We start from the raw sequence: 26,647 nt of genomic DNA on the forward strand, positions 1-26,647 counted from the left end.
AAATACTACCTTGAGAAAAGTTTTTCATAAAACCTCTTCTTTTTGATTTCGGTATTTTTTCTTGCTGGCAATGAAGTTAAGCTAGCACTCACTTCTGGCAAAGCTATTGATGAACTATTGAATTTATCAACATCATCAACAATAAGCATATAGCCAGTTTTGGGGACTGTTTGTATCTCACATTTAATGCCAGGGGTTGATTTTAACGACTTTCTCAAATTTGAGATAGCTTTTGTTAGAGATGTTTCACCAACAACAATACCTTTCCATACGGTATTATTTATTTCTTCTTTTTCCACGACCTGGTTAGGGGAAAGACACAACATATGTAGGATAGCGGCTTCTCTTCCCCCTAGAATAACACGCTCTTTGGCTGTTACTATTTCTCTCTTCAGTGTATCAAAATAAACGTCTTCCCCAATTAATATATTTCTCATCATGCTCATTCACGCGCCATACAATAAGTAAACTGCAATGTAATGATCACTAGCCAAATAATACTACACAGCATCCACCAATAAAATAATATCGCCTACTTCAATTACCATTTTTTATATTAATATGGGTTTTTTCCCATTTTTTTAATGGCAATCGAGCACTTTTTTTAACTGATTTATAAATAATTATAATTCTATTAACTAAAAATCCTCCCAACATATCTCACAGCATTTTTTTATGCTTAACTCTTTGTTTTTCATTTTTTATCTTGAGCCTAGGATACAACCTACCCCCTAAGCTTGCTATTCACTTGAGCGATGATGAGAATATTCTTACAGACAATGTTGTCATTTAATACCTACTAATCTCTGCAACCCAACAGTCATAAGAGTGAGCTTTAAGCCTGAAAACCTTGTATCGCAATAAGGAAAACATTATTAACAGCACTCCATGTGCTAAATAAACTCCTAGCTAGTATTCCTTTTTTAAAAAGGTACAATCCTTCGCTTCCTTTGTTTTTACATGCCTGAGCCAGAGACGATGCCAACAACACCTCCCCATTTCACGAGCTTCAATACCTCTATTGAGGGATATTCTCTGCCAGAACGCTTTACTTTTCCTTTATGTTATGAACCAGACCCTTTATGTCAGTTGGCTGCACAGCAACTACAAGAGCATTTATTGACTCAAGCGTATTGGCAGCATGACTTTAGTTCAAAAAAAGTAAGTGTTCAGACAAACGACTTAAGTGTGGGGGGAAAAATGTTTGGCGTACTTGTGGTTCAAAACACCATCGGAGAGCTTGGGTTTCTATCTGCATTTTCAGGTAAACTGGCCGACAAAAATGTATTACCACACTTTGTTCCACCCGTTTTTGATATGTTGACAAATGATGGTTTCTTCCTCGCAGGCACTGCACCTATTAACCAAATCAATCAGCAAATAGATCAGTTGGAAAGCGATGAGCAATACTGCAAGTTGCAGCAACAATTGAGACAAACTCAACTACAAGCAGATAAAAAAATAGAAGCATATCGCCAGTTGATGATTGAAGGACGTAAAAATCGCAAGTCGCAACGCCTAGCTATCGAGCAAATATCAAGCGCAACCACAAAAAATGAAATGTTGGATTCTCTTGCCAAGCAGAGTATTGCCGAGAAAAGCCACTTTAAGAGGTTAAAGGAAGAGTGGGATACGCATATCGCCACTATCAGTAAGCAACTCACAGAATATAAGAAAATCATTAAGATATTAAAAGAGCAGCGTAAGCAACTTTCAAATACTTTGCAGCAAAAGCTGTTTGCTCAATACAAATTCCTTAATATAAAAGGGGAAGAAAAGTCACTTGATGAGATTTTCCATGCGACAACAAACCCGACGCCACCAGCAGGGGCTGGTGAGTGCGCAGCCCCAAAACTACTGCATTATGCATTTAAAAATGGATTGACCCCAATTGCGATGGCAGAGTTTTGGTGGGGAGCGTCACCTAAGTCCGAAATCCGCCAGCACAAAAAATTCTACCCTGCATGTCAAAGTAAGTGCCAACCTATTCTGGCGCATATGCTTGAAGGTATACAGTTAGATGATAATCCTTTACTCGCCAACCCTGCAGAAGGTAAAGAGATTGAGATCGTCTACCAAGATGAAGCCATTGTTGTGGTTAATAAGCCGGCAGAATTTTTATCCGTACCTGGTGTTAATATCCAAGACTCCGTTTATTACCGTTTACAGCAACAATTTACTGATACTGAAGGTCCATTTGTCATTCACCGTTTAGATATGTCGACCTCTGGTCTTTTAGTTTTTGCGCTCACTCGACGAGCGAATAAAAGTCTTCAAAAGCAGTTTATTACTCGCAGTGTTGAAAAACGTTACGTTGCTCTTTTAGAAGGAGAACTTTCTCATTCTGAAGGTGATATTCAATTACCATTACGTGGTGATCTTGATGATAGACCACGCCAATTAGTCTGTTTTGAGCATGGTAAAGCTGCCGATACTCATTGGCAACTCATCGAACAAAAAGAGGGACGCAGTAAAGTCTATCTTTACCCTAAAACAGGGCGAACCCACCAATTGCGTGTGCATTGCGCGCACACACTAGGACTTGATATGCCAATTGTTGGCGATGATCTGTATGGAACAAAAGCCGAGCGATTGCACCTTCATGCTGAACGGCTCAGTTTTGACCACCCTTATACCAAGCAACGTATGACCTTTACAATGAGTGCTGATTTCTAAATCAATCTAAAATCATCTCACTAAGCATAAAACCCACTCGGTAGATATATCCACCTCGATCTAACTGTGGTGTAGCAACGGAATAAAATCATAGACGACTGGTCTATTTTTATTTATAGTGCACAGCATGAAAACGAAAACCAATGATACTCGCCAACACATTCTACAAGTCGGATACCAGTTAGTGGTATCGAAAGGCTTTACTGCTGTTGGCTTGTCTGAACTACTCAAAACCGCTGATGTGCCAAAAGGCTCTTTTTATCATTATTTTAAATCTAAAGAACAATTTGGTGAGGCGTTAATCCAAGAGTATTTTCAACACTACTTATCTCGTATTGAAGCATTACTATTGCAAAGTGATGGGACTGGCTTTGAGCGTGCGATGCGCTATTTTCAACGCTGGCTAGAAGTGGAAAATGAAACGTGTAATGCTCATAAATGCTTAGTGGTGAAACTTGGCGCTGAGGTGTCTGACTTATCAGACCCCATGCGTGAAGCACTGCTGGCGGGGGCCAATACAATCATATCTACTCTTGCTTGTTGTATTGCTCAAGGCATAGAAGATGGTTCAATTGCCAAACAAGACAGCACTAACACCGCACACATGCTCTACCATTTGTGGTTGGGGGCGGGGTTAATGAGCAAACTCAGTCAAAACCAAGCTGGGTTACAGCAAACACTGACCACCACCAAACAGATATTAACGGCTCAATAGCTACATTAACCCGCCGATAAACAGGCGGGATTTTTTGAAACAAACACTAGACGACTGGTCTAATCCTATAAAATAAGGACACTCCAATGACAGCACAAACCAACCGCCGTATTGTACTTGCCTCTCGCCCCGTCGGCGCACCAACCGCTAATGACTTTCGCTTAGAAAACGTCGTAAAACCAACCCCAGCAGAGGGTGAAGTCTTACTGCGTAGCATTTATCTATCACTTGACCCATACATGCGCGGTCGCATGAGTGCAGCAAAGTCATACGCAGATCCAGTCGCGATCGATGATGTAATGGTCGGTGGTACGGTGTGTCAAGTTGAAGTATCAAACCACCCACAATTTGAACAAGGTGAGTGGGTACTGGCATACACTGGCTGGCAAGATTACGCATTATCCAATGGCCAAGGATTACTTAAACTAGGCAGTAATCCAACACAACCTTCTTATGCCCTAGGCATTATGGGTATGCCCGGCTTTACCGCTTATATGGGTTTGCTAGACATTGGTCAACCTAAAGCCGGTGAAACAGTGGTAGTTGCGGCAGCAACGGGACCAGTGGGCGCTACGGTTGGTCAAATTGCAAAAATTAAAGGCTGTCATGTGGTGGGCATTGCCGGCGGTGAAGAAAAATGTCGTTATGCAACAGAAGTATTAGGCTTTGATCACTGCCTCGACCACAAAGCTGACGATTTTGCAGAGCAGTTAGCTGAAGCTTGTAACCAAGGAATTGATGTTTACTACGAAAATGTAGGTGGCAAAGTTTTTGATGCGGTTTTACCGCTACTCAATACCGCAGCTCGCGTGCCTCTTTGTGGCTTAATTTCACAATATAATGCCACCTCGCTACCTGAAGGGCCTGATCGTCTATCGATGTTAATGGGCACATTGCTTACCAAACGAATCCGTATGCAAGGCTTCATTATTTTTGATGACTACGGCCATCGCTACAACGAATTTGCAGCCGATATGACTCAATGGTTAAGCGAAGGAAAAGTAAAATACCGCGAGCAACTGGTCGACGGTTTAGAAAACACACCACAAGCCTTTATTGGCCTATTGGAAGGAAAAAACTTTGGCAAACTGGTTATCCAAGTAAACCAACCACTTTAATAAGGACAGTATGATGATCAAACTTCACCACCTTAATAAATCTCGCTCTAAGCGTATTATCTGGTTACTCGAAGAGCTGGGGGTTGAGTATCAAGTGGTTCCGTATCAGCGTGATAGCGTGACTTTTCTGGCACCACCGGAGCTAAAAAGCGTCCACCCACTAGGCAAATCACCCGTGATTGAAGACAGTGGTTTAGTGGTTACTGAATCTGGCGCCATCACGGATTACTTAATAGAGAAATATGGTCAGCAGTTTGCACCTAAACGCGGCAGCGGTGAATACGTTCAATATCAACAATGGCTCCATTTCGCAGAGAGTTCAGCCATATTACCGCTACTGCTAAAGATGTTTGTCGCTAAAGATGGCTGTCAAACCAACTTCCTTGGTGGCTACGCGGATAATGAAACCGCCAAAGTCATGAGTTACTTTGACCAATGTTTGGTTGGTAAACGTTACTTAGTTGCCGATCAACTGACTGGCGCAGATTTTATGATGTCTTTCATTGCTGAAATTCTAGCAAACAGCGGTAGTATTGAACTCTACCCAAATATTGCCGCTTACCTAAAGCAACTAGCCACGCACCCTGCGTACCAAAAATCTGAACAGATTGAAGCGCAATACGCATAGCACTCAGCACAAGTAAGAGCACTATAAAAGCGCCATTTCAAGTTATCTGAGAGGCGTTTTTCTTTTCCATTTAGGAAATAACTTGTTTATCAATTTTCAATAGTGAAAAGTATCGACCCGCATTAACATTAAACCCTCTTTTTATGAGGGTTTAATTCATGAGCCAACCGTTAGACCAACACCAACAACGTTGCTACGATATCGTTACCGATACGACTCTTTCTGCGAAGCAAAAATCGCACTTTCTTGCTCTCGAAGCTGAGGCAAATTTACCTTATATAACGGTATCACCGGTGGTGACACAGGCAATGGATCAAGGTATTTTGTGTGACATGTTTGAAGGCCATGCTCCTTTTAAACCCCGTTATGTACTGCCTGATTACGCTAAATTTCTTCAACAAGGGTCAAAGCACTTAGAGCTCACGCCAGCACGAAATTTTGATGAAGCCATCAACATGCTGACGATTTTGTATCATCACGTGCCGTCGGTAACTTCAATACCGGTTTATCTCGGCCAATTAGATGACGTACTGCTTCCTTATGTCGGTGAGTTAAGTGAACAGGCGCTCTACAACAAACTAAAACTGTTCTGGATCATGCTTGATCGCACTCTGCCTGATGCCTTTATGCACGCCAATATCGGTCCGAGTGATAATATTATTTGCCGCCTTATTTTACGTATTGATGGCGAACTGAAACAGATCGCGCCGAACCTAACATTGATGTATGACCCAAGCGTGACACCTGATGATCTTTTACGGCAAGCCACCGCCAATATTTGTCAATGTGGTAAACCCCATATTGCCAACTACCCCATACATGCCAAAACCTACGGTGCAAAACATTTTGGGATCGTCAGTTGTTATAACTCACTGCCTTTAGGTGGCGGTTCTAATACGCTCGTGCGGATGAACCTAAAACAAGCAGCGCAGGAAGCTAGTAACAGCGATGATTTCTTACATCGCGTTCTACCACACTACAGCCAGCTGATGATTGAATTAATTGATGCTCGTAGCACGTTTTTGCACCAACACTCTAACTTCTTTAACGGCTTCTTAACCCATGAAGGCTTAATTGAAGAATCTCGCTTCGCCCCCATGTTTGGGATCTATGGCATGGCAGAAGCCGTTAATCTGTTACAAGACCAAGAACAGCGTGAAGGCCGTTATGGTCAGGACGAAACCGCAAACCAATTAGGATATAGAATTTCTGAAAAATTAGCGGAGATCGTACAGAACTCTCCAGTCAAATATGGCCTTAATGGTCGTGCGTTATTACATGCACAAGGAGGTATTAGCCTTGATTTAGACGTAACACCAGGGGTTCGTATCCCTTATGGATCAGAACCAGATCCGATCAGTTACGTGCAAGCAACCGCAAGGCATCACACCCATTATGCATCCGGCATCAGTGATATTTTAACTTTGGATGAAACGGTAAAATCGAACCCTGAAGCAATGTTTAACTTATGCAAAGGAGCCTTACATGCTGGCTATCGTGAATTTACCGCCAACGTGGCTTCTAATGATCTCATTCGGGTAACGGGTTATATGGTTAAGTTGTCGGAAATCGCACAGTTTGAACAACATGGTTCGCGAACCAATACCACTTTTCTTGGGGCTGAAGCGGCGAAAAACACCAACATTCTCAACCGAAGAGCACGAGTCATTAGCTTAGAAACCACACCATACTCTCCACCAGTACAATGATGAAAAAGGTGCAAAAGCTAACGGCTAAAGTCAGCCGTGTGCTGACTTTTTCTTGCGTTGACGGACCGGGAAATAGGCTGGTGATTTTTTTACAAGGCTGTAATTTTACCTGTCTTTCTTGCCATAACCCACACACCATCAACCACTGTAATCATTGCGGTGATTGTGTGTCGGTGTGTCCAAGTGGCGCGTTAACCATCAACTCCCACCAGCAAGTAGAATGGCAAGAACAGCAATGCATTCATTGTGATCGCTGCATCGAGATCTGTTCCCATCAATCAAATCCTAAAATTCACCACTACAGCGTGGCACAATTATTGGATTTGGTGCGAAAATATCGCTTCTTTTTAAGTGGAATAACCGTCTCTGGTGGCGAGGCAACATTACAATTACCCATTATTACCGCGCTCTTTAAAGCGATAAAACAAGATAAAGAACTTTGTCACCTTAGCTGCTTTATTGATAGTAATGGCTCACTTTCGCGCCAAGGTTGGGAAAAAGTAACACCTTATTTAGATGGGGTGATGATCGACTTAAAAGCATGGCAAAACGAAACCCACTTGTGGCTTGTCGGAAGAGACAATCATCGTGTCATACAATCCATCAACTATCTATCGCAAGTCGGCAAGTTATATGAAGTGCGCTTGCTGTTTATCCCAAACGAAAGTGATCTAGATAGTGAAATTGATGCGCTTGCTGACTATCTGCGCTCATTGCCATCTCAAGTTCAAATTCGGATCAATGCATTCCAACATCACGGTGTGGTTGGCGAAGCTCTCACATGGCAAAGCAGTGATGAACAAGCAATACGCTCATTTCACGATGAACTCTTTGCATTAGTACAACGACCTATTTTGTTACCTAGTGTTTACTGCTCTACTACGGAGCAAACATAATTAAATAGCTATTTAATAAATAAGATTAAGTGCTTTTACTTACATTCCTTATTTTCTTTATTCTGTCACAAGTCGACTCGGCTCGCTGATACCCTCAGATTAGGTTTAACAAACACGGTGTGAGTAGAACTATTGTTTTCTTAGCATCAACCATATCAGCATTGGCTAACGATTCATCAGAGATTGCATTTCGTATAAGTAGTCTACAATGAAAAGAGGCGCATATTGTGTCTCTTCTGTTCTCAACATTTAACATCGATATAAGGATACGTATCATGATTGAATTTGACTTTTTACAGCTCTTCAATACACAAGAGCTGTTTATTTTTTACTAAACCTGACAGATAAAAACACCGACTTCAAACTGTAGCCGCAATTTCACTCTCAATGATGTTGGTCGGCTCTTTTTGTACCGGTGGCACCTGCCCTTCTTCCACCGCATGTTGGTAACAACCACTGAGTTTGATGGCTAAATACATATCAGCACGAACTACAATGCCACCATCCCCGGTTGGAATACCAGCTACATCACACCATTTTCGTAAGCTACGTTTACGCCCAGCCAACACTAAACGAATACCACGCTTCTTCAAGATCGTTTGCACATCGGCAAGCATGGCCATTACGCTTAAATCTAAATGAGTAAAACTCGCCACCGCATCAATAATTACACAACCAACACTGGTTCCTGCACTTTCCGTATGTTGTAAAATCCGACGTTTAAAGTAAGGCGCATTAAAATAAGTTAAAGGCGAGTTGAAGCGATAAATTACAATACCGGGAATGGCTGACGCTTTTCCAGAAGCTTCGATACTACGGATGATCCCTTTATCATCAAGCCCTAACACCTGATCACTGGGGCGCATCACGGTACGCAAAAATTGAAATAACCCAAGCAATACTGCCAGCGTAATACCTGGAATAACGCCAATCACTAACACCGCAATAAAAGTAATGGCAGCCAAATAAAAGGCATCTTTATCGCGCTGGCGTAAATTCCAAATCCCTTTTAAGTCAAGCAACGAAATAGAAGCAATGATCAACACCACACCCAATGCAGCAATCGGAATGTACTGTAACGGCCCATACGCAACAATAGCGACAAATCCAATCACAATCGCGGCAATAATTGACACTAATTGCGATTTTCCACCATTGGCATCGTTGACCGCAGTACGAGAATCCGCGCCACTGATTGCAAAACCTTGCGAAAAAGCAGAGGCCATATTCGCTAGCCCTAAAGCGCGAAATTCCTTATCAGCATCAATGTCATAACCGTTTTTAGCCGCAAAGCTACGCGCAGTAAGCATCATGCTCACAAAGCTCACCATCGCTAGGTTAAGAGCAGGCATAACCAATTCGCGGCTTTCACCCAAGTTAAATTCTGGAGCTTGAAAAGCGGGCAAGCCACCTTGGATCACCCCAACCACTTTTACGCCCATCGTATCAAAGTGGAAAAACCACACCATTAAGCCAGAGACGACAATAGCGAGCATGGCCGCTGGCCAAGTTGGCCTAAAATGCTTGCACAGAAAATAGGTTACCGTAGTGACAATACTTAGTGTGAGAGTCTGCCAATGAAGATCGATCAATAAAGATGGCGCCTCTAAAATACGTTCAATCAAATAACTTTGTTCATATTTCAGGCCAGATACTTTCGCCAGTTGACCAACAATAATGGTCAACGCTACACCGTTTAATAACCCTAATAAAATAGGGCGAGAGAGAAAATCAGCTAAAATACCCAATTTAAATCGGCTAGCGATCAAACACCATGCGCCAGTCATGGCGGTCATAGTCATCACTAATTGCCAATGCTTTAGTGGGTCACCAGCAGCTAGCGGCGTCACCACCGCAGCAATCACGGCACAAGTTGCTGCATCAGGCCCAACGATGAGCTGACGTGATGTACCAAATAAGGCATACACCAACATAGGTAACACACACGAATACAACCCAACGATGGCACTCACTCCTGTTAATTGGGCATAAGCAATCGCAACAGGAAGCGCAACAGCAACAACAGAAAGTGCGGCACGAAAATCATCAACTAGCCAAACGCTTTCATAACCTTTCAGCTGATGCAAGCCCGGCATCCAACGTTGTACAAATCCATGTTTCAAAACGAGAACCCCTTCTAAGCAAAAGCCATTTTGAGTATAACCTATCATTGATAATCTTGCGCTTATAATCACCTGATTTTATTGACAATAAAAGTTATTACACCTAACTATTAATTGAATCACACCTTTTTATTTCCTATCAAATGCGACATTAACAGTCATACATTCTAGTTAAACTTAATTTATCGGAATTTACTTACATGAATGAGATTACACTTAAGCATATAGTTGCAATGCAATCCACTTCATTTAATTAGTGAGTTATAAAATAAAATTATGAAAGCGTTCATTTCCGTCTTGGCTTATTTGTTTACTGTCCCATGCATTGCTCAACCTTATCTCGGCATCCAAACAGGTTTATCTCATTATAAGGACGCCTGCCTAGAAACCGCTTCTTCTTGTAAGGATGATATTTTAGGTTATGGCATTTTTGCTGGGTATAACTTCGATGAATCATGGGCGGTAGAAGTTGGAGTTCTATCGTATGGTAAACCACAAGCCGACTACCCATCAAAGAGTGTAAATGCGAGCATATGGGGGGGAGATACTTCTATCATTGGCCACTATAACGTGGCGTCAAACTGGCAGCTATTTGGCCGTTTAGGAGTGATATTGCTAGAGGTCGACAAATCAAATAACACGCGATCATCAGCGATAGAACCTTTAGTCGGGGTTGGTATCCGCTACTCACCATCTAGGGTTTGGTCACTGCACAGTGAATACCGTTTCATTGACGGCATAGGCAACAGCCAAACTCAACAAGCCGATTTACACTCACTATTTGTTGGCTTCAGTATCAACTTTGATCTGTTCAATAAATCGGAGCAAAAGTCTGATACTCACACAAATGCCAGACCTGTAACCATCGATACACCAGAAACCAAGGTAATCAGCACACATGACTCTTTGAGTGTGGTTCATGATACGACTTTGTTTACCTTCAACAACACCAAATTGGAAAACACGTCCCCTTTATTGCAAGTAGAAAGCCGTCGTGTGGCAATAACTTTTCCTTATAACACTAATCAAACTGAAACAGGCCAACAATGATGAACGTTAAATCAATACTCGTCTGTGTACTACTACTGATCCATAGCGTGATATTAACTGGCTGTAAAAATGGCGACTCTGATTTGCTATCAGGGGAAAGCACAGTCACTGCTTTGCAGCTCACTCCCGCTTCAGTAACGCTCGCAGTCAATACCACTCAGGAATACCTAGTAACGGCTTATTATGCTGATGGCACAACCAAAAACGTAACCGATCAAGTTACTTGGTCATTCGACTCAGAAATTGTGTCCTTGCAAAATAATGTTGCAACAGCACTCAAAAATGGACAGACCGACATTACGGCTACCTTAGGTAATGTCACTAGTAATAACGCTGTTCTAACGGTGTCTAGTGCTCAGATCTCAAGTTTATCGGTTTTTGTTGTCGTACCAGAACCAATTCGAGCACCAAGCAACGTCTCTAGTAAAGGAGGCATGCTACCCTTGGCGTTAGGAAACAAGCAAGGCTTTCAAGCTGTTGGTAACTACGATGATGGACACTCTCAAGACTTAACCCAGCATGTCAATTGGAATTCCATGACCGATGCTGGTCGATTTATTTCCCAAGGAACCTTACTGGGAGAGCAGCCAGGTTTAACTTCTGTCACAGCTACTCTGGATACAAAACAAAGTGGGCCCATTTTTGTTGGTGTTCGAAATGCACGGTTACTTCGCATTGAGATTAGACCTAACGAGGCATCTATACCAATTGGCAATCAGCAACAATATAAAGCCGTTGGTACCTACTCTGATGATTCACGGCGAGATATCTCGCAAGATGTTGTCTGGAAAATAGAGGACAACGAAATTGCCTCATTCGACAAATATACCCTATCCGCCACTGGGTTAGCTGAAGGAAAAACGTCGGTCACTGCCAAGCTTAATGGCGTAAGTAGCTTACCAGCATCACTCACGGTGACAAAAGCTGCACTGGAATCCCTCTATGTATCACCTGAAAACTCAAGCATAGCAAAAGGGCGTAACCAAATATTCCAGGCTGTTGGGCGCTATTCAGATGGTAGTGAACATAACGTTAGTCGAGCGGCTCAATGGCAAAGTAGTGACGTTGATGGCCTACAAATCGTGGATGGTATTTCCTACGCGGCTAAAGTCGGCCAATACGAACTGACCGCGTCTTATCAAGGGGTCGAAGGGTACGCAACCGTCGAGGTAGTAGAAGCTGAGCTTGAGAGCATTACCATTTCACCTAACGAAGCATACATACCGGTTGGTAGTGAAAAACGTTATAAAGCCTCCGGTGTTTATTCTGATGGCACAAAGAAAGACATCTCACACAGTGCGTCGTGGAGCATAATAGAAGACGAAAACGTGGCCTCTTTTGACCAAGATACCCTATTCGTCACTGGGATAAGCGAAGGGTCAACATCGATCAAAGCCGAGCTTGATGGTGTGAGCGCTACAGCGGTAATCACAGTAACACCAGCCATACTTGAATCTCTGTATGTATCACCTGAAAACCCATCTATAACGCAAGGGAATAGTCTGAGCTTCCAAGCGTTTGGGGTCTATTCAGATGGTAGTGAACATAACGTAAGTCGAATGGCTCACTGGCAAAGCGATGACATTGATGGCTTACCCATCATCAATGATGGTATTGCCTACGCGGCTGAAGTCGGCCAGTACCAATTAATCGCGTCTTATCAAGAGGTGGAAGGGTACGCAACCGTCACGGTAAAGAAGGCTGAGCTTGTTGAACTAAGCTTGAGCCCAATGAATATCGTTTTAGCTAAAGGAGAAAACATAGATTACACTCTCTATGGCCATTTTGATAATGGAACAACAGAAACCATCGATAACCGTTCAGCACGATGGGTGAGCAGTGATGACAACGGCCTAAGCATCACTAATGAGGGTGTTGCAACAGCTGAACTTGTTGGCGAATATACTATTACAGCTTCCTATAATGACCTCCAAGCGATCTCAACAGTAGAAGTTAAATAACCTTAACCTTCAACCACATAGAACCAGAATGGTCTCTATGTGGTTGGAATAAAATATTATTTTAAATTTATATCACTCTTAATTTTCACAAATGCAGAATAGATTCGCTTCATGCAGCCAAATTATGGGAAAATGGCATTTCATTTCACTACCCAAAGTTGTACAGATGAAATTCCAAGCTGCTATTTTTGATATGGACGGACTGCTGCTCGATACTGAGCGAGTCTGCATGACCGTTTTTGAACAAGCCTGCCAAGCGGTAGGGGTTCCTTTTCTCAAAGAAATTTATCTTTCTATTATTGGCCGCAATGCAGCAGGCATTGAGCAAGTGTTACGTACGGGGTATGGCCCACAACTGGATTATCCTGTTCTACATAAAGAATGGCGAAAACGCTATGACGCTGTAGTCAAATACCAAGCGATTCCAGTGAAAGAAGGAGTAATTGAACTTCTTCAGTGGTTAAAAGCCAATAACATTCCAACCGCTGTTGCGACCTCCACTCAAAAAGAGGTCGCAAGCATTAAGCTTAAACTCGCACAATTGGATAGTTACTTTGATTCATTCACCACAGGTTGTGAAGTCACTTATGGCAAACCTGATCCTGAAATTTATTTGCTAGCCGCACAACGGTTAGGGGTAGCTCCTCAATTTTGTTTAGCGTTTGAAGACTCTAATAATGGTGTCATTTCAGCGGTGTCAGCCAATATGATGACCTACCAAATCCCAGACTTAGTCGAACCAAACAAAGAAATTTTAGCCTTGGGGCATCAAGTTATGCCTTCATTACATGAGGTATTAATCATGTTAAAAAACCAGCACTAGCATTCTAAATAACGCCTGCTTAATCAGGCGTTATTTCACTAGAATATAGCTGGGTTTCAAGCGGCTGATCTAGCCAATTACTTTTTCTTATCAGCCGTTTTTTTCTGAAACTGTTTAATACTGCGTTTTTGTGCACTACGACGATTGGCTTGCTTATCACGCGGTTTACGCTTACTGGCACCTGTTGTCGGTTGGTCAGTCACCGTAAATCCAGCAAGTTCATGCTGTGGCAGATCACGCTGAGTTAACTGGCGGATGGCTTGTAAAGCCTCAGTTTCACCATGGCAGGTTAACGATATGGCCAAACCATGCTGCCCTGCTCTCGCGGTACGCCCAATACGGTGCACATACACAGGAGCACTGGCCGGTAAGTCAAAGTTAATCACTACTGGTAGCGCATCAATATGAATTCCGCGCGCCAGTAAATCGGTGGCGACCAACACGTCTATCTTGTTCACTTTAAAATCAGCTAACGTTTGCATGCGCACGGTTTGATCTTTGTCGCCATGCAATGCCGCGGCTTTTATCCCCGCCTTCAGTAATTTTTTGCTCAAAGCATCCGCGTTGTCTTTGGCGCTGATAAATACCAACACTTGCTGCCCCACATGCTCTTTCAATAAGGCGATCAACGCCTGAGGTTTACTGCCCTTATTGACGAGAAAAATCCGTTCTTCAATCTCATCGACAACATGATTCGCTTTATTTGCCTCAATGCGTATTGGGTTGGACAACAAACCCTGAGTAAGGCCACTCAATGCATCAGAAAAGGTCGCTGAAAATAGCAATGTCTGACGTTCACTAGGCATCAATTGCACGATGCGCTGCACATCTGGCCAGAATCCCATATCCAACAGGCGATCCGCTTCATCCAACACCAGTTGCTGAACAGATTCAAGTGACACGTACTGTTGTTTGAGTAAATCAAGCAGACGACCCGGTGTGGCAACCAACAGATGTGGCAGTTTAGCCAGCGCATTAAGCTGTTCATTTTGATCAACCCCACCGCATAATGTACATAAGCGAATGCCCATTTTCAGCGCAAGGGACGATAAGTCTTGGCTAACTTGCACCACTAGCTCTCGCGTAGGCACTAAAATCACACTTTGAATGTCCAGTAAATTTGGCTCAGCTCGTTGTAACAGTGGCAAGCCAAACGCCAGTGTTTTACCACTTCCCGTCTGTGCTAATGCTAAAACATCACCTCCAGCCAGCACTGCGGGTATCGCTAAGCGCTGAATTTTTGTCGGTGTTAGCAGTGAACTAGGAAGGGATGCAACAAGCGAAGCATGTAAATTCAGGTTGGAAAAGGTCATAGAATCAGGTCATCAAAGAGGATAAGTGGTTAAGTCTAAACAGACGAGTGGCTGATGTATACTGACAATCAGAGCGAATTCCGTCGACAACTAAATCAAATATCCCTAAACAGGGTCAAGACATCATGAGTATTGATAAATTAGCATCCGACTTCACCCATCATATATACTGAATGAGTTGTCTATTGTTAAGGACTTTCTCGCTTTTATGAAACGTTTTTCTTCCACTATATCGCACCTTTTTTTCTTGTCTGCGATGCTTTTTTTATTCGGCTGTAGCTCATTAATTCCCCCAGCCGCCAGTGAAAAAACAGCGAGCTTTCACTATGGCTACCAGGCCGAATCCCCCCTAGCCCATTATTTTTCACAAACCCAGTTCGATATCTCTCAATACACCGGGTTTTATCCTTTAGAAAAAGGACACGATGGACTATTGGCTCGCCTTGCTTTAATCGAATCAGCACAAAAAAGCCTCGACGTGCAGTACTACATTTACCGAGATGACGAAACTAGCCAGCTATTGACTTGGCACTTATATTCCGCAGCAGAACGTGGGGTCAGAGTAAGAATATTACTAGACGACATGCAACAACGCAGTGACAAAGGAATGGCCTACTTAAACCAACATCCCAACATCGAAATTCGCCTGTTTAATCCTTACTACAACCGTACTGCTCGTGGCTCTCATTTTCTGATGGATTTTGATAGGCTTAATCACCGAATGCACAATAAGTCGATAAGCGCTGACAGTGTCGTGTCGATTGTAGGGGGGAGAAACATCGGCAATGAATATTTCTCTTATGAATCGAGTGTTGAATTTGGTGACTTTGATGTCATGTTATATGGCAACACTGTGGCTCAAACTGAAGATCAATTTGATCAATATTGGAACAGTGACATGGCAGTTCCTTTAGAGTGGCTTGTCAGCAATGTAAAACCACTTACCTCTTCCGATATCGAAGAATGGGTGGCGGACGCCCAACCCGATCAAAAGTTCACCCAAGGCCAATATGATATCCATCAACTGCCTTTCTATCAAAAACTCATCTCCAGTAAATTGCCTCTCTATTGGGGAAAGGGCATTTTACTGTACGATTCACCAAACAAGGTGGCAGGACAAGGTAAAAAATTAACCGATGATCTCAACACACTACTAGAAGGTGTCGACCATTCATTAGTGTTAATTTCACCTTATTTTGTCCCAACAGAGCAGGGAGCACAGGCTTTAGCCGAAGCCGCACTGTCTGGTAAAGAGATCACCATAATCACCAATTCATTAGCCTCCAATGATGTATTTGCGGTGCACGGTTGGTATGCCAAATATAGACTCACACTGATCGAAGCTGGTATAAAATTGTGGGAAATTCGCTCAACAGCCAAGATCAACAGCAAATGGAGTCTCACTGGCAGTAGCCGTTCAAGTTTGCATGCCAAAGCGATGATGTTGGATGAAAGGAAAATGTTTGTAGGTTCAATGAACTGGGATCCACGATCCGTCAAATTGAATACCGAAATGGCGGTGGTCATTGAACAACCAGAATACGTCCAATATTTTTTAAAACGTCTTGATATAGCGCTGAAGAAAAATGCCTACCAAGTAATTATCGATGAAGGCGATATTGTTTGGCTGGACCATACCACACAACAAATATTAACCAGTGAACCCGATGCCAGTGTTTGGCGAAAAATAGGAGCTTGGTTCGCTGGCGTTTTGCCAATAGAAGACCAACTGTAATACGTTCTTAAAATAGAAGGCAACATTTATTCCACTGCCTTCTATTTATTCCCTAATTATGATTCCTTTGTCACGCCCCAAGCCACTCAGTAAATGGATATTAGCCTAGCCACACTCTGACCACTACCAACATAAATTCAGTGATTTTCATCACATTTCAATTTACTTAGCGCGCTAAGTAAACTATATTACTTAGCATGCTAAGCAATCGAGAAACATCATGGTAGACGACATAAATATCTTGCGAGATTTATCACTCGCCGAACAATTAGGCCGGGTATCACGCTTATGGAAAACAGTAGCCGATCGAGAACTCGCACCTTTGGGTTTAACCCACCCTCGTTGGACGGCTATCTGGAAACTGCAAAGGCTCGGAGACAATATTAGCCAAAAAGCCTTAGCAGAAGCCTTAGAGATTGAGCTGCCTTCACTGATGAGAACCCTCAACCAACTCGAAGAGCAATCACTCATTGTTCGTCATTGTTGCACGCACGATAAAAGAGCTCGAATCGTCAGTTTGACCACTCAAGGACAGAACCTGATCAAGCAAATAGAAGCGCGTATTTTGCGGGTCCGACGTGACTTACTGGGTCATATCGATGAAGAACAGCTGCACAAACTCACACTCATCCTAGAACAAATTGCTCAAAATGCTCTTCACACTCTTAGCGAACCCTTCAATTCTGACTCACAGGAGCAATAATTATTTATGACACCAGACCAAAAATTTGCTCGTTGGATCAAATATTCCTGCATAGCGTTCGTGATGGTATTTGCCTATTTTTTGGTAGCGGACTTAGCCATGCCACTGACACCACAAGCAATGGCGACTCGTAATATTACTAAAATTTCGCCTCGTATTAACGGACAAATCAGCCATATCTTTGTCTCCAATAACCAAATGGTACAGCAAGGAGACGTGCTGTTTACTATTGATCCACGACCATATCAACTTGCCGTAGAGCAAGCTCAGCTAAACTATGAACGCACGGCACAAAATAATGCTCAGTTGGATGCCTCCATTGCCGCAGCCGATGCAAATGTGACGGCAAGCACTATTATCGCGGACCAAAAACAACGCGAAGCAAACCGTTTAGATACTCTTTTCAATCGTAATGGGACATCTCAACAATTAAGAGATGATGCGAAAAGTGCAGCCGTGGCTGCAAAAGCAAATTTATTGGCGGCGAAAGCTCAGTTGAAAGAACTGCAAGTCAGTCGTGGCGAACACGATGACAATAATGTCAACCTGCGAGTGGCGCTTAACCAATTGGAGCAAGCAAAATTGAACCTGTCCTATACACGAGTAGTGGCAGAGCGTGATGGGGTGATCACCAATTTACAACTTGAGATTGGCTCTTATGCGATTGCAGGAACGCCATTGATTGCGTTAGTCGCCACCGATGTCGACATCATTGCTGACTTCCGAGAAAAAAGCTTACGCCATTTGGCGAGCAACAACCGAGCATTGATCGCTTTTGATAGCAAGCCGGGGCAAATTTTTCAAGCTTATGTACGTAGCCAAGATGCGGGCGTTAGCGCCGGGCAATTTGATGCTAACGGCCGCTTAGCTACGCCAACAGAATCAAACCGTTGGGTACGTGATGCACAACGGATGCGTTTGCACCTCGCCATTGATGACGGTTCAGGATTAGATCTACCTTCAGGAGCCCGAGCAACGGTGCAGTTGTTGCCGGAAAACGCACTGTTTGCTTGGTTTGCAACGCTACAGATCCGGTTTGTAAGTACTCTGCATTACATTTATTAAGTGGAGGAAACATGCGACTTTGGGATCACCCATTATCTGAGAATGATTTTCGCCAATGCCTACGCATTGCCACGGGAGCAACAATAGGTTTTACTTTTTGTAAGCTATTAGACTGGAACTACGGGGTCTTTTTTACCGTAACCCCTATGTTGTTGTTGGGTATGGTGCCAGTTATGAATGCTCATGCCGCTAGGCAACTTCTAGTATCCGCTGTCGTCTGTGGATTAGAAGTTGGCATTTTAGGTGGTTTTTTTGGCAGCCACCCAGCGTTAATGACACTGATTGCCTTTGTACTGTTTTTGTATAAATTCGCCTGTATGTCGAAGGGCAGCTTATTTCTGTTTGGTGCGAACAGCGTTTTAAGCCTCAGCATTATGCTGCACTTTGCAAGCTACCCAACGACTGACCTTAATGATTTGATTTCGAGTAATTTTATTGCCAATTTTATATCAGTGATAATTGCGTACCTAGTGACATTTTGTATTCCTGACACACAACCAAGGCAGCCTATCACTAGACCGACTGAACCCAAAGGATCGCATCGGATGCGACATGAGGCCTTGATGGGTGCAAGCATTGCAACGCTATCGTTTATTGTTTTCCAAGTCTTTGACCTACAAGATTCAATGTCTGCGCAAGCCACCACAATACTGTTGCTATTTCCTATGCATTGGAATGGAGCGCTCGGGTATGCAAGAAAAAGAGCAATGGGAACACTACTTGGTGTCACCTTTGGTATTGCGGTTCAACTACTACTTTACGACTGGTCCGGACTACTAGTGCTTGTCGTTCCCTTGCTTTGGATCGGTGCAATGCTCTTTAGCTATTTACATGTCAAAGAGTCCAGTGGTTCTGGTGTCGGGTTTGGTGCACTCACCACTTTGGGTATCTTATTTGGCCAATATTTAGCTCCAGGCAACGACTTGATCTTTAGCGCGATGTACCGTGTCAGCAGCATCTTATTCGCGATAGTCGCTACATTACTTACAACTTACCTGATCCACCGACTGCTTAATCATTTTAAAGCGACACAATTTGGTCAATAGACATAGCACTCTAGAAGTCAGATTAAATCGCTAATTTTTCTGTTCTATTTTTTCAACCATTTCATATTCACTTAATATTTAATATTGAGTGAATATATATAACATAATCTTAATTGTTTGTTTTTAATTAGATAAATATAAAAACCGAGGATGAAATATCATTCAACTTTTTCGAACCTAACCATCAAAATAGCATTGTTATCTTGCCTATCCAACCACACTATAATCGCTCTAACAGTTGAGGAGACACGCCAATTGGTGCCGTCACCACAAATATTTCAATAAAAATGAGAGAGCATCACAATGAAAGCACTACTTAAACAATTAACCACATCAACCACTGGTTTTTCAGCACTTGCTTTGCGCATCCCTGTTGGAATCATTTTTATGGCGCATGGTTCACAAAAACTATTTGGTTGGTTTGGCGGTTATGGCTTACAGGGCACTGGACAATGGATGGCATCTATCGGCTTGGAACCAGGCGTATTAATGGCATTTCTAGCAGGTTGTGGTGAGTTCTTTGGTGGGCTGTTCATTTTACTTGGTTTGCTGACTCGACCGGCAGCTTTAGTGCTTTCATTAACGATGATTGTAGCGATTGCATCCGTACATATTGGTAACGGTTTATTTATGGCAAACAACGGTTATGAATTCGGCCTTGCACTACTAGCAGCAAGTGCATCACTGGCATTTTCTGGTGCGGGGAAAGTTGGTGTGGATAATTGGTTGAATAATAAATTAGCCTGACTAGCACGTAAATCTAAGGCTATCAGTGATTGGATGGTGTGGTAATGCATTATCCCATTGCAAAATAGTCTTATTAAAGACTAAAAATTATTCATACTAACCATACATTGCGTATAAATATGCAACCAAAAGTGCATCAAACTAGTTAAATATCCGTATTATTTTCAGCAGATGAGAATATCGAAACTTGTTAAACATAAGGGCACCCATGTTGCCCTATCGTCAAACATCGAAATAAAAACCTGAAAATATGTTACAAAATGGTTTCATTATCCTCTGTTTTAGTGATAAAGATCACAGCAATTGAGCATTCACATTATTTTACTTTTTGATCTGCTTGCTCCCCTGCTAACCTGCGGCACGCTTTGAAATGATGTCGAAGTGCATAAAATAAAGGAGTGTTCACAATGAATACCAAAAAACCGATGTCGCTTACCGGCCGTGTTATTTTAGGTATGGTAGCGGGTATCTTAACTGGGTTTGCTATTCGAACCCTATTCGCAGAAAGCGGTTTCGTTGACGCCTACATCGTCAACGGTTTATTTGAAGTCGGCGGCAAAATCTTTATCGCCAGTTTGAAAATGCTTGTTGTTCCTCTCGTGTTTGTTTCATTAGTTTGCGGTACAAGCTCACTAAAAGATCTGTCAACACTTGGACGTATGGGTGGTAAAACGCTCGCGTTTTACATCGCAACGACAGCGATCGCCATTACATTAGCCCTAACAATGGGTACGATATTCCAGCCAGGTGCTGGCGCAGACCTTACTGCGGCGAGTTCATTTAAATCAGCACAAGCGCCATCTCTAGGCCAAGTGTTTATTGATATGTTCCCAACCAACCCTATCAGCGCGATGGCTGAAGGTAAAACGCTACAAGTAATTGTGTTTGCCGTACTGTTTGGTATTGCAATTAGCGCAGTTGGTAAACCGGGGGAACGTATTGCAGCGGTTTTTAACGACCTCAATGAAGTGATCATGAAACTGGTCGCGCTACTGATGAACCTTGCCCCTTACGGCGTATTCTTCCTAATGGCAAAGCTATTTACTGGTCTTGGTCTAGGCGCAATCTTGAACCTTGCTGAATACTTTGTGGTATTAACCGCCACCTTACTGATACATGGCTTGGTGACCTACAGCTTAATGTTGAAAGGTTTTACAGGATTAAGTCCAATCACCTTCTTCCGCAAAATGGAAGATGCGATCATGTTTGCGTTCTCTACGGCTTCTTCTAACGCAACCATTCCTGTTACCATGGAAACCGCAAAGAACCGTTTTGGTGTACACAATAAAGTGGCTTCATTCACAGTTCCGCTTGGTGCAACAGTCAACATGGACGGCACGGCGATCATGCAAGGTGTTGCGACTGCGTTTATTGCTCAAGCATTTAATATCGACCTCACCATGGGTGACTACCTGATGGTAATTCTGACTGCAACGCTAGCATCAGTAGGCACCGCTGGGGTTCCAGGTGTCGGCCTTGTGATGCTTGCCATGGTACTTAACCAAGTCGGTTTACCACTTGAAGGTATTGCACTGATTATGGGCGTTGATCGCTTGTTAGATATGATCCGTACTGCGGTCAATATCACTGGTGATAGCTGCGTAACCTTAATTGTTGCGAAAACTGAAGGCGCGTTAGATGAAGCTCGCTTTAATGACCCACATGCAGGTGAGAAAGAAGAAGAAGTGCATTTGGCGAAAGTTCAAGCCTAATTTTTTCACCTTCTAACTATAAAACAAAACCGAAAACCCCGTAGCCATTGCTATGGGGTTTTTCTTTGTTAGGTTCAAAACTCAAAAATAAGACTAAAAATCAACCAGATCAGAGCTATCTCACATCGGACTACCTTGAATAGATCTAGAATTTTATCAGCCTAACATTCAAGGAGTGAACACGATGATATCTCGCCTCGTATGGCCTACCTTACTGTGCACTGTTTTAACATCTTCACTTGCCTACGCGTCATCGGTAGATCTTCAGCCGTTAGATCTGACTCACTCTTCTATTGGGTATGCAGCACTAGCCATTTTTACTGTGGCATACACTTTGGTCATGTTAGAGGAATACCTCAAGTTACGAAAATCCAAACCCGTGTTACTTGCCGCTGGTTTGATTTGGGCAATGATTGGTTATGTCTATCAACAATACGGCTTAACCGAAATAGCAAGAGCCGCACTCGAGCATAACTTACTAGAATACGCAGAATTATTACTGTTCTTATTAGTCGCGATGACTTACATCAGCGCAATGGAAGAACGACGGCTGTTTGATGCTCTGCAAGCATGGATGGTCGGAAAAGGCTTTGATTTTCGAGCGCTGTTCTGGCTAACGGGGTTGCTCGCCTTTTTTATTTCCCCCATTGCCGATAACCTGACCACCGCATTATTGATGTGTGCCGTTGTATTAAAGGTTGCGGGCGATAACGCTCGCTTTGTCAATATTGCCTGCATCAATATTGTTGTTGCCGCCAATGCGGGTGGAGCATTCAGCCCGTTTGGTGACATCACCACATTAATGGTTTGGCAAGCTGGTCATGTATCGTTTTCCGAGTTCATGCCACTGTTTCTTCCCTCGGCCATCAATTACCTAGTTCCTGCATTATTGATGTCATTTTTCTTACCACAAGAAAAACCCAACACCGTGCATCAACATGTCGAACTCAAACGCGGTGCTCGCCGTATTGTAGCGTTATTCATACTTACGATTGCTACTGCGGTTTCTTTTCACGCTGCCCTCCATTTTCCGCCCGTAATCGGGATGATGATGGGGCTAGCTTATTTGCAATTCTTTGGCTATTTCTTGCGTAAAACACTCCCGACCTCATTAGCAAAAAAAACCGCCCTTGCGATTGCAAACCATGATGAAGCCGCCTTGAAACGAATTGGCTCAGTTGTTCCCTTTGATGTATTTAAACGAGTGTCACACGCAGAATGGGATACATTACTGTTTTTTTATGGCGTAGTTATGTGTGTTGGTGGCTTAAGCCTACTGGGTTATTTAGGGTTGATTTCCGAAGTGATGTACACCGAGTGGAACCCCGTTTTGGCCAATATAGTGGTCGGGATTCTATCCGCCATTGTCGATAATATTCCCGTCATGTTTGCGGTACTCACCATGGAGCCAGCTATGTCTACCGGTAACTGGTTATTAGTGACACTAACGGCAGGAGTTGGAGGCAGCTTACTGTCCATTGGCTCTGCCGCTGGCGTAGCATTAATGGGAGCGGCTCACGGTAAATACACTTTCTTCGGCCATTTAAAGTGGGCGCCAATTATTGCTGTAGGCTATGCCGCAAGCATTGGTGTTCATTTGTTGCTCAACCAAGTAATGTTCTAGTTTTTTGAAAATATACGTAAAGTTAAAGCATTAGGCTTAAGTACAAAAGCAATCACCTAGTAAGGAACCTTGTTGATCAATTCAGCGCTCTAAGCGCAATAATCCCAAGGCTTTTTACGTTAACTGAGCTACTTGAGCAACGGGTATACTTAGCTTAAAGCGATTTTTTGATGTAACGCCTCAGCCAATTGGTGCGACGATAAATTACGAGTCACGATGGCGCTGTCCAACTTGCCCGAATTTACCACACGAATCCAATCCTCAATCATTGCCGTGAAACCTTTGCTAGTGAGCATTGGAGTCCAGTCTTTAAGGCTAAGTGTCCGCTCTTGTCCCTGATACCAGTGCTTCCCTTCGGTAAAGGAATGAAATTCAAAGGCTTCATTCGTAAAACAGGCACTCACTCGCTCGCAAGTGATGCCAAACTGGCGGTTCATGGAAGCATGCAATAAGCTTTCGCCATGCTGCCATTGAATATCAAGTCGCGATAACTGATCTTTTTCTCGCTGAAAGGTGATATACGCATCATCTAATACAGCTTTTACATTGAGGTTAATGCTGTCTAATGGGTGAATAAAGTCATCAAAAATAAAAGTACGACTATCCCCCGGCAAATTATGGCGATGTTTTTCCCAACGTAAAGCCAGTAGGTCACTGCGTTGCCCTGTTTGCACACCACGGAGATGTTCGTTAAATAATGGAATATGTCGACGATTAAACCCGACATACAGTGGCTGGCGGTATTTTTCTGCCACTTCATACAACTGTTCACACGCAACCGCACTGTCTGCAAGTGGTTTGTCAACAAAAGTAGGAATACCATGTTGCAAAAAAAATCGTGCGATTTGCGGGTGAACTGCGGTCGCAGCATGGATCATCACGGCATCAACGTCATACTTCAGTAAATCTTGATAATTCGCGCAGGTATGCTGGATACGATAACGCCGAGCTAATTGATTCAGCACCTCACTATTGCGGGTACAAAAGACTAACTCTACATCAGAGTGTTGCGTAATGACGGGAAGGTATGCTTTTTGTGCAATATCACCTAAACCAATGATACCAATTTTCATCGAAAAATCTCTTTCGTCTTCAATAAGCATTAGGCTAACACAGGGATATTAAAAAGTAGTGTATTGATAGCACCCATTGATGGGTCAGAAAGGGCTTTCTTTGTTGAGTTCATTGCAAATTTCGACAATGGCAAGAGACAGCCCTGATTTAATGATTTGTTGCTGACGTTGCAGTTGTAACTGATAAAAATCTAGGTCGATGTCGCCATCAGGCTCAAGGACGTCGAGCTGTACCATGCCCATTTTAGCCACCAAATTGAGTTTTTTGATCGGCACTAAAATTTGGGGGTCAGTAAAGTCATATTCAGAACCATCACTATTGAGTTGATTACGTAGTTTGATGATGTCTTCAATGTCGTGATAAATATCATCGGGTAACACACCCAAGCCAAACAGGAGTTTTAGCCTAACCGATAAATTGCCTAGCGGGCCAGAGTCATGCAAAAGAGGACCGACTACTGATTGAACGGCAAAATTGTCTTTGCGAAACACACGTTGAATTAACGCATCAATGGCATCATTAAATACTTCAACCGTTGTAATAAAAAAGCCACGCACAGACGGCGCACTATTCAGTCGTTCAATAATATCGGTTTCGTTAATTTGTTCTGCCATACGCTGCACTAAATCTTGTGGTGAAGGGAGGGCACGATTGCCCTCCAAAATATTGTTATTGTCATTAAAGCTGATGATAAATCGCTTCAATTTGTTTTACTTGTTCGCTGTCAACATCTAACCCGGTGTAGTGAGCCAGTGTCTTATTAACCCCTTGTTCAGAAATTGAGCGTTGCAACTCAACCGCTTGAGGATCATCACTATTGGTGTATTTCAACGCCGCTGCAATACCTTTTAATAAGGTTTTGTTCTCAACACCGTACTCGATTGTACCGAGTAATGGCTTGATTAATCTATCGTTAGGACCAAGTTTTCTTAACGGTTGACGGCCAACGCGATCCACTTCATCCACCAAATAAGGGTTGGCAAAGCGCCCGAGTATTTTGTCAATGTAAGCGGAGTGCAGTGCACGATCAAACCCATAACGTCGAATCAACACCTCGCCACTTTCGTGCATCGCTTGTTTCACTTCTTGACGAATCGATGGGTCTTCTATCGCTTCACGAATCGTGTGATGCCCTTTTAAACACCCAAAATATGCGGTAATACAGTGACCCGTATTTAAAGTAAAGAGTTTACGTTCCACAAAGGCCATGAGGTTATCGGTTTTTTCCATGCCTTCAATGTCTGGAACTTCACCCTTGAACTGCTGTTCATCAACAATCCATTCACTGAAGCTTTCAACCGTGACTTCTAATGGGTCATCGTTAGCCGCTTCCGCTGGAGGTACAATACGGTCCACCGCAGAGTCTACAAAACCAATCAGCTCATCGGCTTTAGCATGAAGTGCAGGGTCTAGATACTTATACACTTCACCTTTAAGGTGTGTCGTACCACGTACCATGTTCTCACATGCGATAATATTCAGCGGGGTATCATTGCCAACAGCAAAACGCTTGCTGATCCCCTGCGCGATGGTTTTTGCAATGATATCCAGCACTGCAGGACCAACGGCGGTGGTGACTAAATCGGTTTTTACGATTCGGTCAATGACGTCCTCACTCGCAGAATTAACCGCTGTTACATGAGTCACGGTGTCGATTTTACACTCGGATCCAACAACTTTCACTTTGTACTCTTGCTTATGACTGAGTTGGTCAACCAACGGTGCGTTTACGTCAGCAAAAGTAACTTCAATATCGGCATCAGCGAGCAATTTGCCAATAAAACCACGTCCAATATTACCCGCGCCAAAATGTACTGCATTTTTCATAATCTTACCTACCAAAAACTTGTTGAGAAAACAGAACTTACTAACAAACGATTGAGGTGAGGTCAGCGCTATAGGGGGACACCGACCTCGTTTTGCCTCAGG

Annotated in this window: 22 protein-coding genes; 16 read left to right on the forward strand and 6 right to left on the reverse strand. The window is 43.0% G+C overall.

Annotated features, from left to right (window positions below; translation table 11 throughout):
* Positions 1-5: 5 nt before the first annotated feature.
* A complete protein-coding gene (locus HGG78_RS15240) occupies positions 6-446 on the reverse strand; it encodes a winged helix-turn-helix domain-containing protein (protein ID WP_071232995.1) in 441 nt (146 codons plus the stop codon).
* A 532-nt stretch (positions 447-978) separates the two neighbouring features.
* On the opposite strand from HGG78_RS15240, the gene HGG78_RS15245 reads away from it, so the two are divergent.
* The 6 genes from HGG78_RS15245 (at position 979) to HGG78_RS15270 (ending at position 7,742) form a co-directional block, all read left to right on the forward strand.
* Positions 979-2,676, forward strand: coding sequence for an RluA family pseudouridine synthase (locus HGG78_RS15245; protein ID WP_172533400.1), 1,698 nt, complete (start codon positions 979-981; stop codon positions 2,674-2,676).
* A gap of 127 nt (positions 2,677-2,803) precedes the next feature.
* Positions 2,804-3,391 carry a TetR/AcrR family transcriptional regulator gene (locus tag HGG78_RS15250; RefSeq protein WP_172533401.1) on the forward strand — a complete coding sequence of 196 codons (588 nt, stop codon included), beginning with the start codon at positions 2,804-2,806 and terminating at the stop codon, positions 3,389-3,391.
* Positions 3,392-3,477: 86 nt separating this feature from the next.
* Complete coding sequence (locus HGG78_RS15255) at positions 3,478-4,509, forward strand: NADP-dependent oxidoreductase (protein WP_172533402.1); 1,032 nt, start codon at positions 3,478-3,480, stop codon at positions 4,507-4,509.
* A 13-nt stretch (positions 4,510-4,522) separates the two neighbouring features.
* Positions 4,523-5,137 (forward strand): glutathione S-transferase family protein, encoded by a 615-nt coding sequence (locus HGG78_RS15260; RefSeq protein ID WP_172533420.1) that lies wholly within the window; start codon positions 4,523-4,525, stop codon positions 5,135-5,137.
* Positions 5,138-5,295: 158 nt separating this feature from the next.
* A complete protein-coding gene (locus HGG78_RS15265) occupies positions 5,296-6,846 on the forward strand; it encodes a YjjI family glycine radical enzyme (protein WP_172533403.1) in 1,551 nt (516 codons plus the stop codon).
* Positions 6,843-7,742 (forward strand): YjjW family glycine radical enzyme activase, encoded by a 900-nt coding sequence (locus HGG78_RS15270; RefSeq protein WP_172533404.1) that lies wholly within the window; start codon positions 6,843-6,845, stop codon positions 7,740-7,742. The genes HGG78_RS15265 and HGG78_RS15270 overlap by 4 nt, the downstream gene beginning before the upstream one ends.
* A gap of 359 nt (positions 7,743-8,101) precedes the next feature.
* Here HGG78_RS15270 and HGG78_RS15275 read toward each other — a convergent pair whose 3' ends face one another.
* Positions 8,102-9,838 carry a SulP family inorganic anion transporter gene (locus HGG78_RS15275; protein ID WP_172533421.1) on the reverse strand — a complete coding sequence of 579 codons (1,737 nt, stop codon included), beginning with the start codon at positions 9,836-9,838 and terminating at the stop codon, positions 8,102-8,104.
* 303 nt (positions 9,839-10,141) lie between these two features.
* Between HGG78_RS15275 and HGG78_RS15280 the strand changes: the two genes are divergently transcribed.
* From HGG78_RS15280 to HGG78_RS15290, 3 genes are all read left to right on the forward strand, one after another.
* The gene (locus HGG78_RS15280; protein ID WP_172533405.1) at positions 10,142-10,915 is read left to right on the forward strand and encodes an outer membrane beta-barrel protein; all 774 of its coding nucleotides are present in this window, start codon (positions 10,142-10,144) and stop codon (positions 10,913-10,915) included.
* The gene (locus HGG78_RS15285) at positions 10,912-12,876 is read left to right on the forward strand and encodes an Ig-like domain-containing protein (protein ID WP_172533406.1); all 1,965 of its coding nucleotides are present in this window, start codon (positions 10,912-10,914) and stop codon (positions 12,874-12,876) included. The genes HGG78_RS15280 and HGG78_RS15285 overlap by 4 nt, the downstream gene beginning before the upstream one ends.
* Positions 12,877-13,042: 166 nt before the next feature.
* Positions 13,043-13,699 carry an HAD family hydrolase gene (locus tag HGG78_RS15290; RefSeq protein WP_172533422.1) on the forward strand — a complete coding sequence of 219 codons (657 nt, stop codon included), beginning with the start codon at positions 13,043-13,045 and terminating at the stop codon, positions 13,697-13,699.
* Between the two features lie 77 nt (positions 13,700-13,776).
* On the opposite strand, the gene HGG78_RS15295 is transcribed toward HGG78_RS15290, so the two are convergent.
* Positions 13,777-15,012, reverse strand: coding sequence for a DEAD/DEAH box helicase (locus HGG78_RS15295; RefSeq protein ID WP_172533407.1), 1,236 nt, complete (start codon positions 15,010-15,012; stop codon positions 13,777-13,779).
* Positions 15,013-15,220: 208 nt separating this feature from the next.
* Here HGG78_RS15295 and HGG78_RS15300 point away from each other — a divergent pair, with 208 nt between their 5' ends.
* The 7 genes from HGG78_RS15300 (at position 15,221) to nhaD (ending at position 23,644) form a co-directional block, all read left to right on the forward strand.
* Positions 15,221-16,747 (forward strand): phospholipase D family protein, encoded by a 1,527-nt coding sequence (locus tag HGG78_RS15300; protein ID WP_172533408.1) that lies wholly within the window; start codon positions 15,221-15,223, stop codon positions 16,745-16,747.
* 220 nt (positions 16,748-16,967) lie between these two features.
* Entirely contained in the window at positions 16,968-17,450 is a 483-nt protein-coding gene (gene slyA / locus HGG78_RS15305) for a transcriptional regulator SlyA (RefSeq protein ID WP_168524302.1), read from the forward strand.
* 6 nt (positions 17,451-17,456) lie between these two features.
* Positions 17,457-18,515 (forward strand): HlyD family secretion protein, encoded by a 1,059-nt coding sequence (locus HGG78_RS15310; RefSeq protein WP_053308994.1) that lies wholly within the window; start codon positions 17,457-17,459, stop codon positions 18,513-18,515.
* Between the two features lie 11 nt (positions 18,516-18,526).
* Entirely contained in the window at positions 18,527-19,561 is a 1,035-nt protein-coding gene (locus HGG78_RS15315; RefSeq protein WP_168786934.1) for a DUF2955 domain-containing protein, read from the forward strand.
* 303 nt (positions 19,562-19,864) lie between these two features.
* Positions 19,865-20,308, forward strand: coding sequence for a DoxX family protein (locus tag HGG78_RS15320; protein ID WP_172533409.1), 444 nt, complete (start codon positions 19,865-19,867; stop codon positions 20,306-20,308).
* A 407-nt stretch (positions 20,309-20,715) separates the two neighbouring features.
* On the forward strand, positions 20,716-22,020 hold the full coding sequence (locus tag HGG78_RS15325; RefSeq protein WP_172533410.1) for a dicarboxylate/amino acid:cation symporter: 1,305 nt from the start codon (positions 20,716-20,718) through the stop codon (positions 22,018-22,020).
* Positions 22,021-22,195: 175 nt separating this feature from the next.
* Positions 22,196-23,644: a sodium:proton antiporter NhaD gene (gene nhaD, locus HGG78_RS15330; protein WP_420895677.1), complete on the forward strand. Its 1,449-nt coding sequence runs from the start codon at positions 22,196-22,198 to the stop codon at positions 23,642-23,644.
* Positions 23,645-23,793: 149 nt separating this feature from the next.
* Here nhaD and HGG78_RS15335 read toward each other — a convergent pair whose 3' ends face one another.
* The 3 genes from HGG78_RS15335 to HGG78_RS15345 form a co-directional block, all read right to left on the reverse strand.
* Positions 23,794-24,717 (reverse strand): Gfo/Idh/MocA family protein, encoded by a 924-nt coding sequence (locus HGG78_RS15335; protein WP_172533412.1) that lies wholly within the window; start codon positions 24,715-24,717, stop codon positions 23,794-23,796.
* An 84-nt stretch (positions 24,718-24,801) separates the two neighbouring features.
* Complete coding sequence (locus HGG78_RS15340) at positions 24,802-25,332, reverse strand: MltR family transcriptional regulator (RefSeq protein WP_053309058.1); 531 nt, start codon at positions 25,330-25,332, stop codon at positions 24,802-24,804.
* Between the two features lie 64 nt (positions 25,333-25,396).
* The gene (locus tag HGG78_RS15345) at positions 25,397-26,545 is read right to left on the reverse strand and encodes a mannitol-1-phosphate 5-dehydrogenase (RefSeq protein ID WP_172533413.1); all 1,149 of its coding nucleotides are present in this window, start codon (positions 26,543-26,545) and stop codon (positions 25,397-25,399) included.
* Between the last annotated feature and the right edge of the window lie 102 nt (positions 26,546-26,647).

The organism is Vibrio aestuarianus (genome assembly GCF_012395185.1).
Classification (GTDB): domain Bacteria; phylum Pseudomonadota; class Gammaproteobacteria; order Enterobacterales; family Vibrionaceae; genus Vibrio; species Vibrio aestuarianus.

Excerpts from the sequence above, each read along its gene's own strand:
- HGG78_RS15240 (WP_071232995.1), bottom strand. The coding sequence starts at position 446 with ATGAGCATGATGAGAAATATATTAATTGGGGAAGACGTTTATTTTGAT.
- HGG78_RS15245 (WP_172533400.1), top strand. The coding sequence starts at position 979 with ATGCCAACAACACCTCCCCATTTCACGAGCTTCAATACCTCTATTGAG.
- HGG78_RS15250 (WP_172533401.1), top strand. The coding sequence starts at position 2,804 with ATGAAAACGAAAACCAATGATACTCGCCAACACATTCTACAAGTCGGA.
- HGG78_RS15255 (WP_172533402.1), top strand. The coding sequence starts at position 3,478 with ATGACAGCACAAACCAACCGCCGTATTGTACTTGCCTCTCGCCCCGTC.
- HGG78_RS15260 (WP_172533420.1), top strand. The coding sequence starts at position 4,523 with ATGATCAAACTTCACCACCTTAATAAATCTCGCTCTAAGCGTATTATC.
- HGG78_RS15265 (WP_172533403.1), top strand. The coding sequence starts at position 5,296 with ATGAGCCAACCGTTAGACCAACACCAACAACGTTGCTACGATATCGTT.
- HGG78_RS15270 (WP_172533404.1), top strand. The coding sequence starts at position 6,843 with ATGATGAAAAAGGTGCAAAAGCTAACGGCTAAAGTCAGCCGTGTGCTG.
- HGG78_RS15275 (WP_172533421.1), bottom strand. The coding sequence starts at position 9,838 with ATGCCGGGCTTGCATCAGCTGAAAGGTTATGAAAGCGTTTGGCTAGTT.
- HGG78_RS15280 (WP_172533405.1), top strand. The coding sequence starts at position 10,142 with ATGAAAGCGTTCATTTCCGTCTTGGCTTATTTGTTTACTGTCCCATGC.
- HGG78_RS15285 (WP_172533406.1), top strand. The coding sequence starts at position 10,912 with ATGATGAACGTTAAATCAATACTCGTCTGTGTACTACTACTGATCCAT.
- HGG78_RS15290 (WP_172533422.1), top strand. The coding sequence starts at position 13,043 with ATGAAATTCCAAGCTGCTATTTTTGATATGGACGGACTGCTGCTCGAT.
- HGG78_RS15295 (WP_172533407.1), bottom strand. The coding sequence starts at position 15,012 with ATGACCTTTTCCAACCTGAATTTACATGCTTCGCTTGTTGCATCCCTT.
- HGG78_RS15300 (WP_172533408.1), top strand. The coding sequence starts at position 15,221 with ATGAAACGTTTTTCTTCCACTATATCGCACCTTTTTTTCTTGTCTGCG.
- slyA (WP_168524302.1), top strand. The coding sequence starts at position 16,968 with ATGGTAGACGACATAAATATCTTGCGAGATTTATCACTCGCCGAACAA.
- HGG78_RS15310 (WP_053308994.1), top strand. The coding sequence starts at position 17,457 with ATGACACCAGACCAAAAATTTGCTCGTTGGATCAAATATTCCTGCATA.
- HGG78_RS15315 (WP_168786934.1), top strand. The coding sequence starts at position 18,527 with ATGCGACTTTGGGATCACCCATTATCTGAGAATGATTTTCGCCAATGC.
- HGG78_RS15320 (WP_172533409.1), top strand. The coding sequence starts at position 19,865 with ATGAAAGCACTACTTAAACAATTAACCACATCAACCACTGGTTTTTCA.
- HGG78_RS15325 (WP_172533410.1), top strand. The coding sequence starts at position 20,716 with ATGAATACCAAAAAACCGATGTCGCTTACCGGCCGTGTTATTTTAGGT.
- HGG78_RS15335 (WP_172533412.1), bottom strand. The coding sequence starts at position 24,717 with ATGAAAATTGGTATCATTGGTTTAGGTGATATTGCACAAAAAGCATAC.
- HGG78_RS15340 (WP_053309058.1), bottom strand. The coding sequence starts at position 25,332 with ATGGCAGAACAAATTAACGAAACCGATATTATTGAACGACTGAATAGT.
- HGG78_RS15345 (WP_172533413.1), bottom strand. The coding sequence starts at position 26,545 with ATGAAAAATGCAGTACATTTTGGCGCGGGTAATATTGGACGTGGTTTT.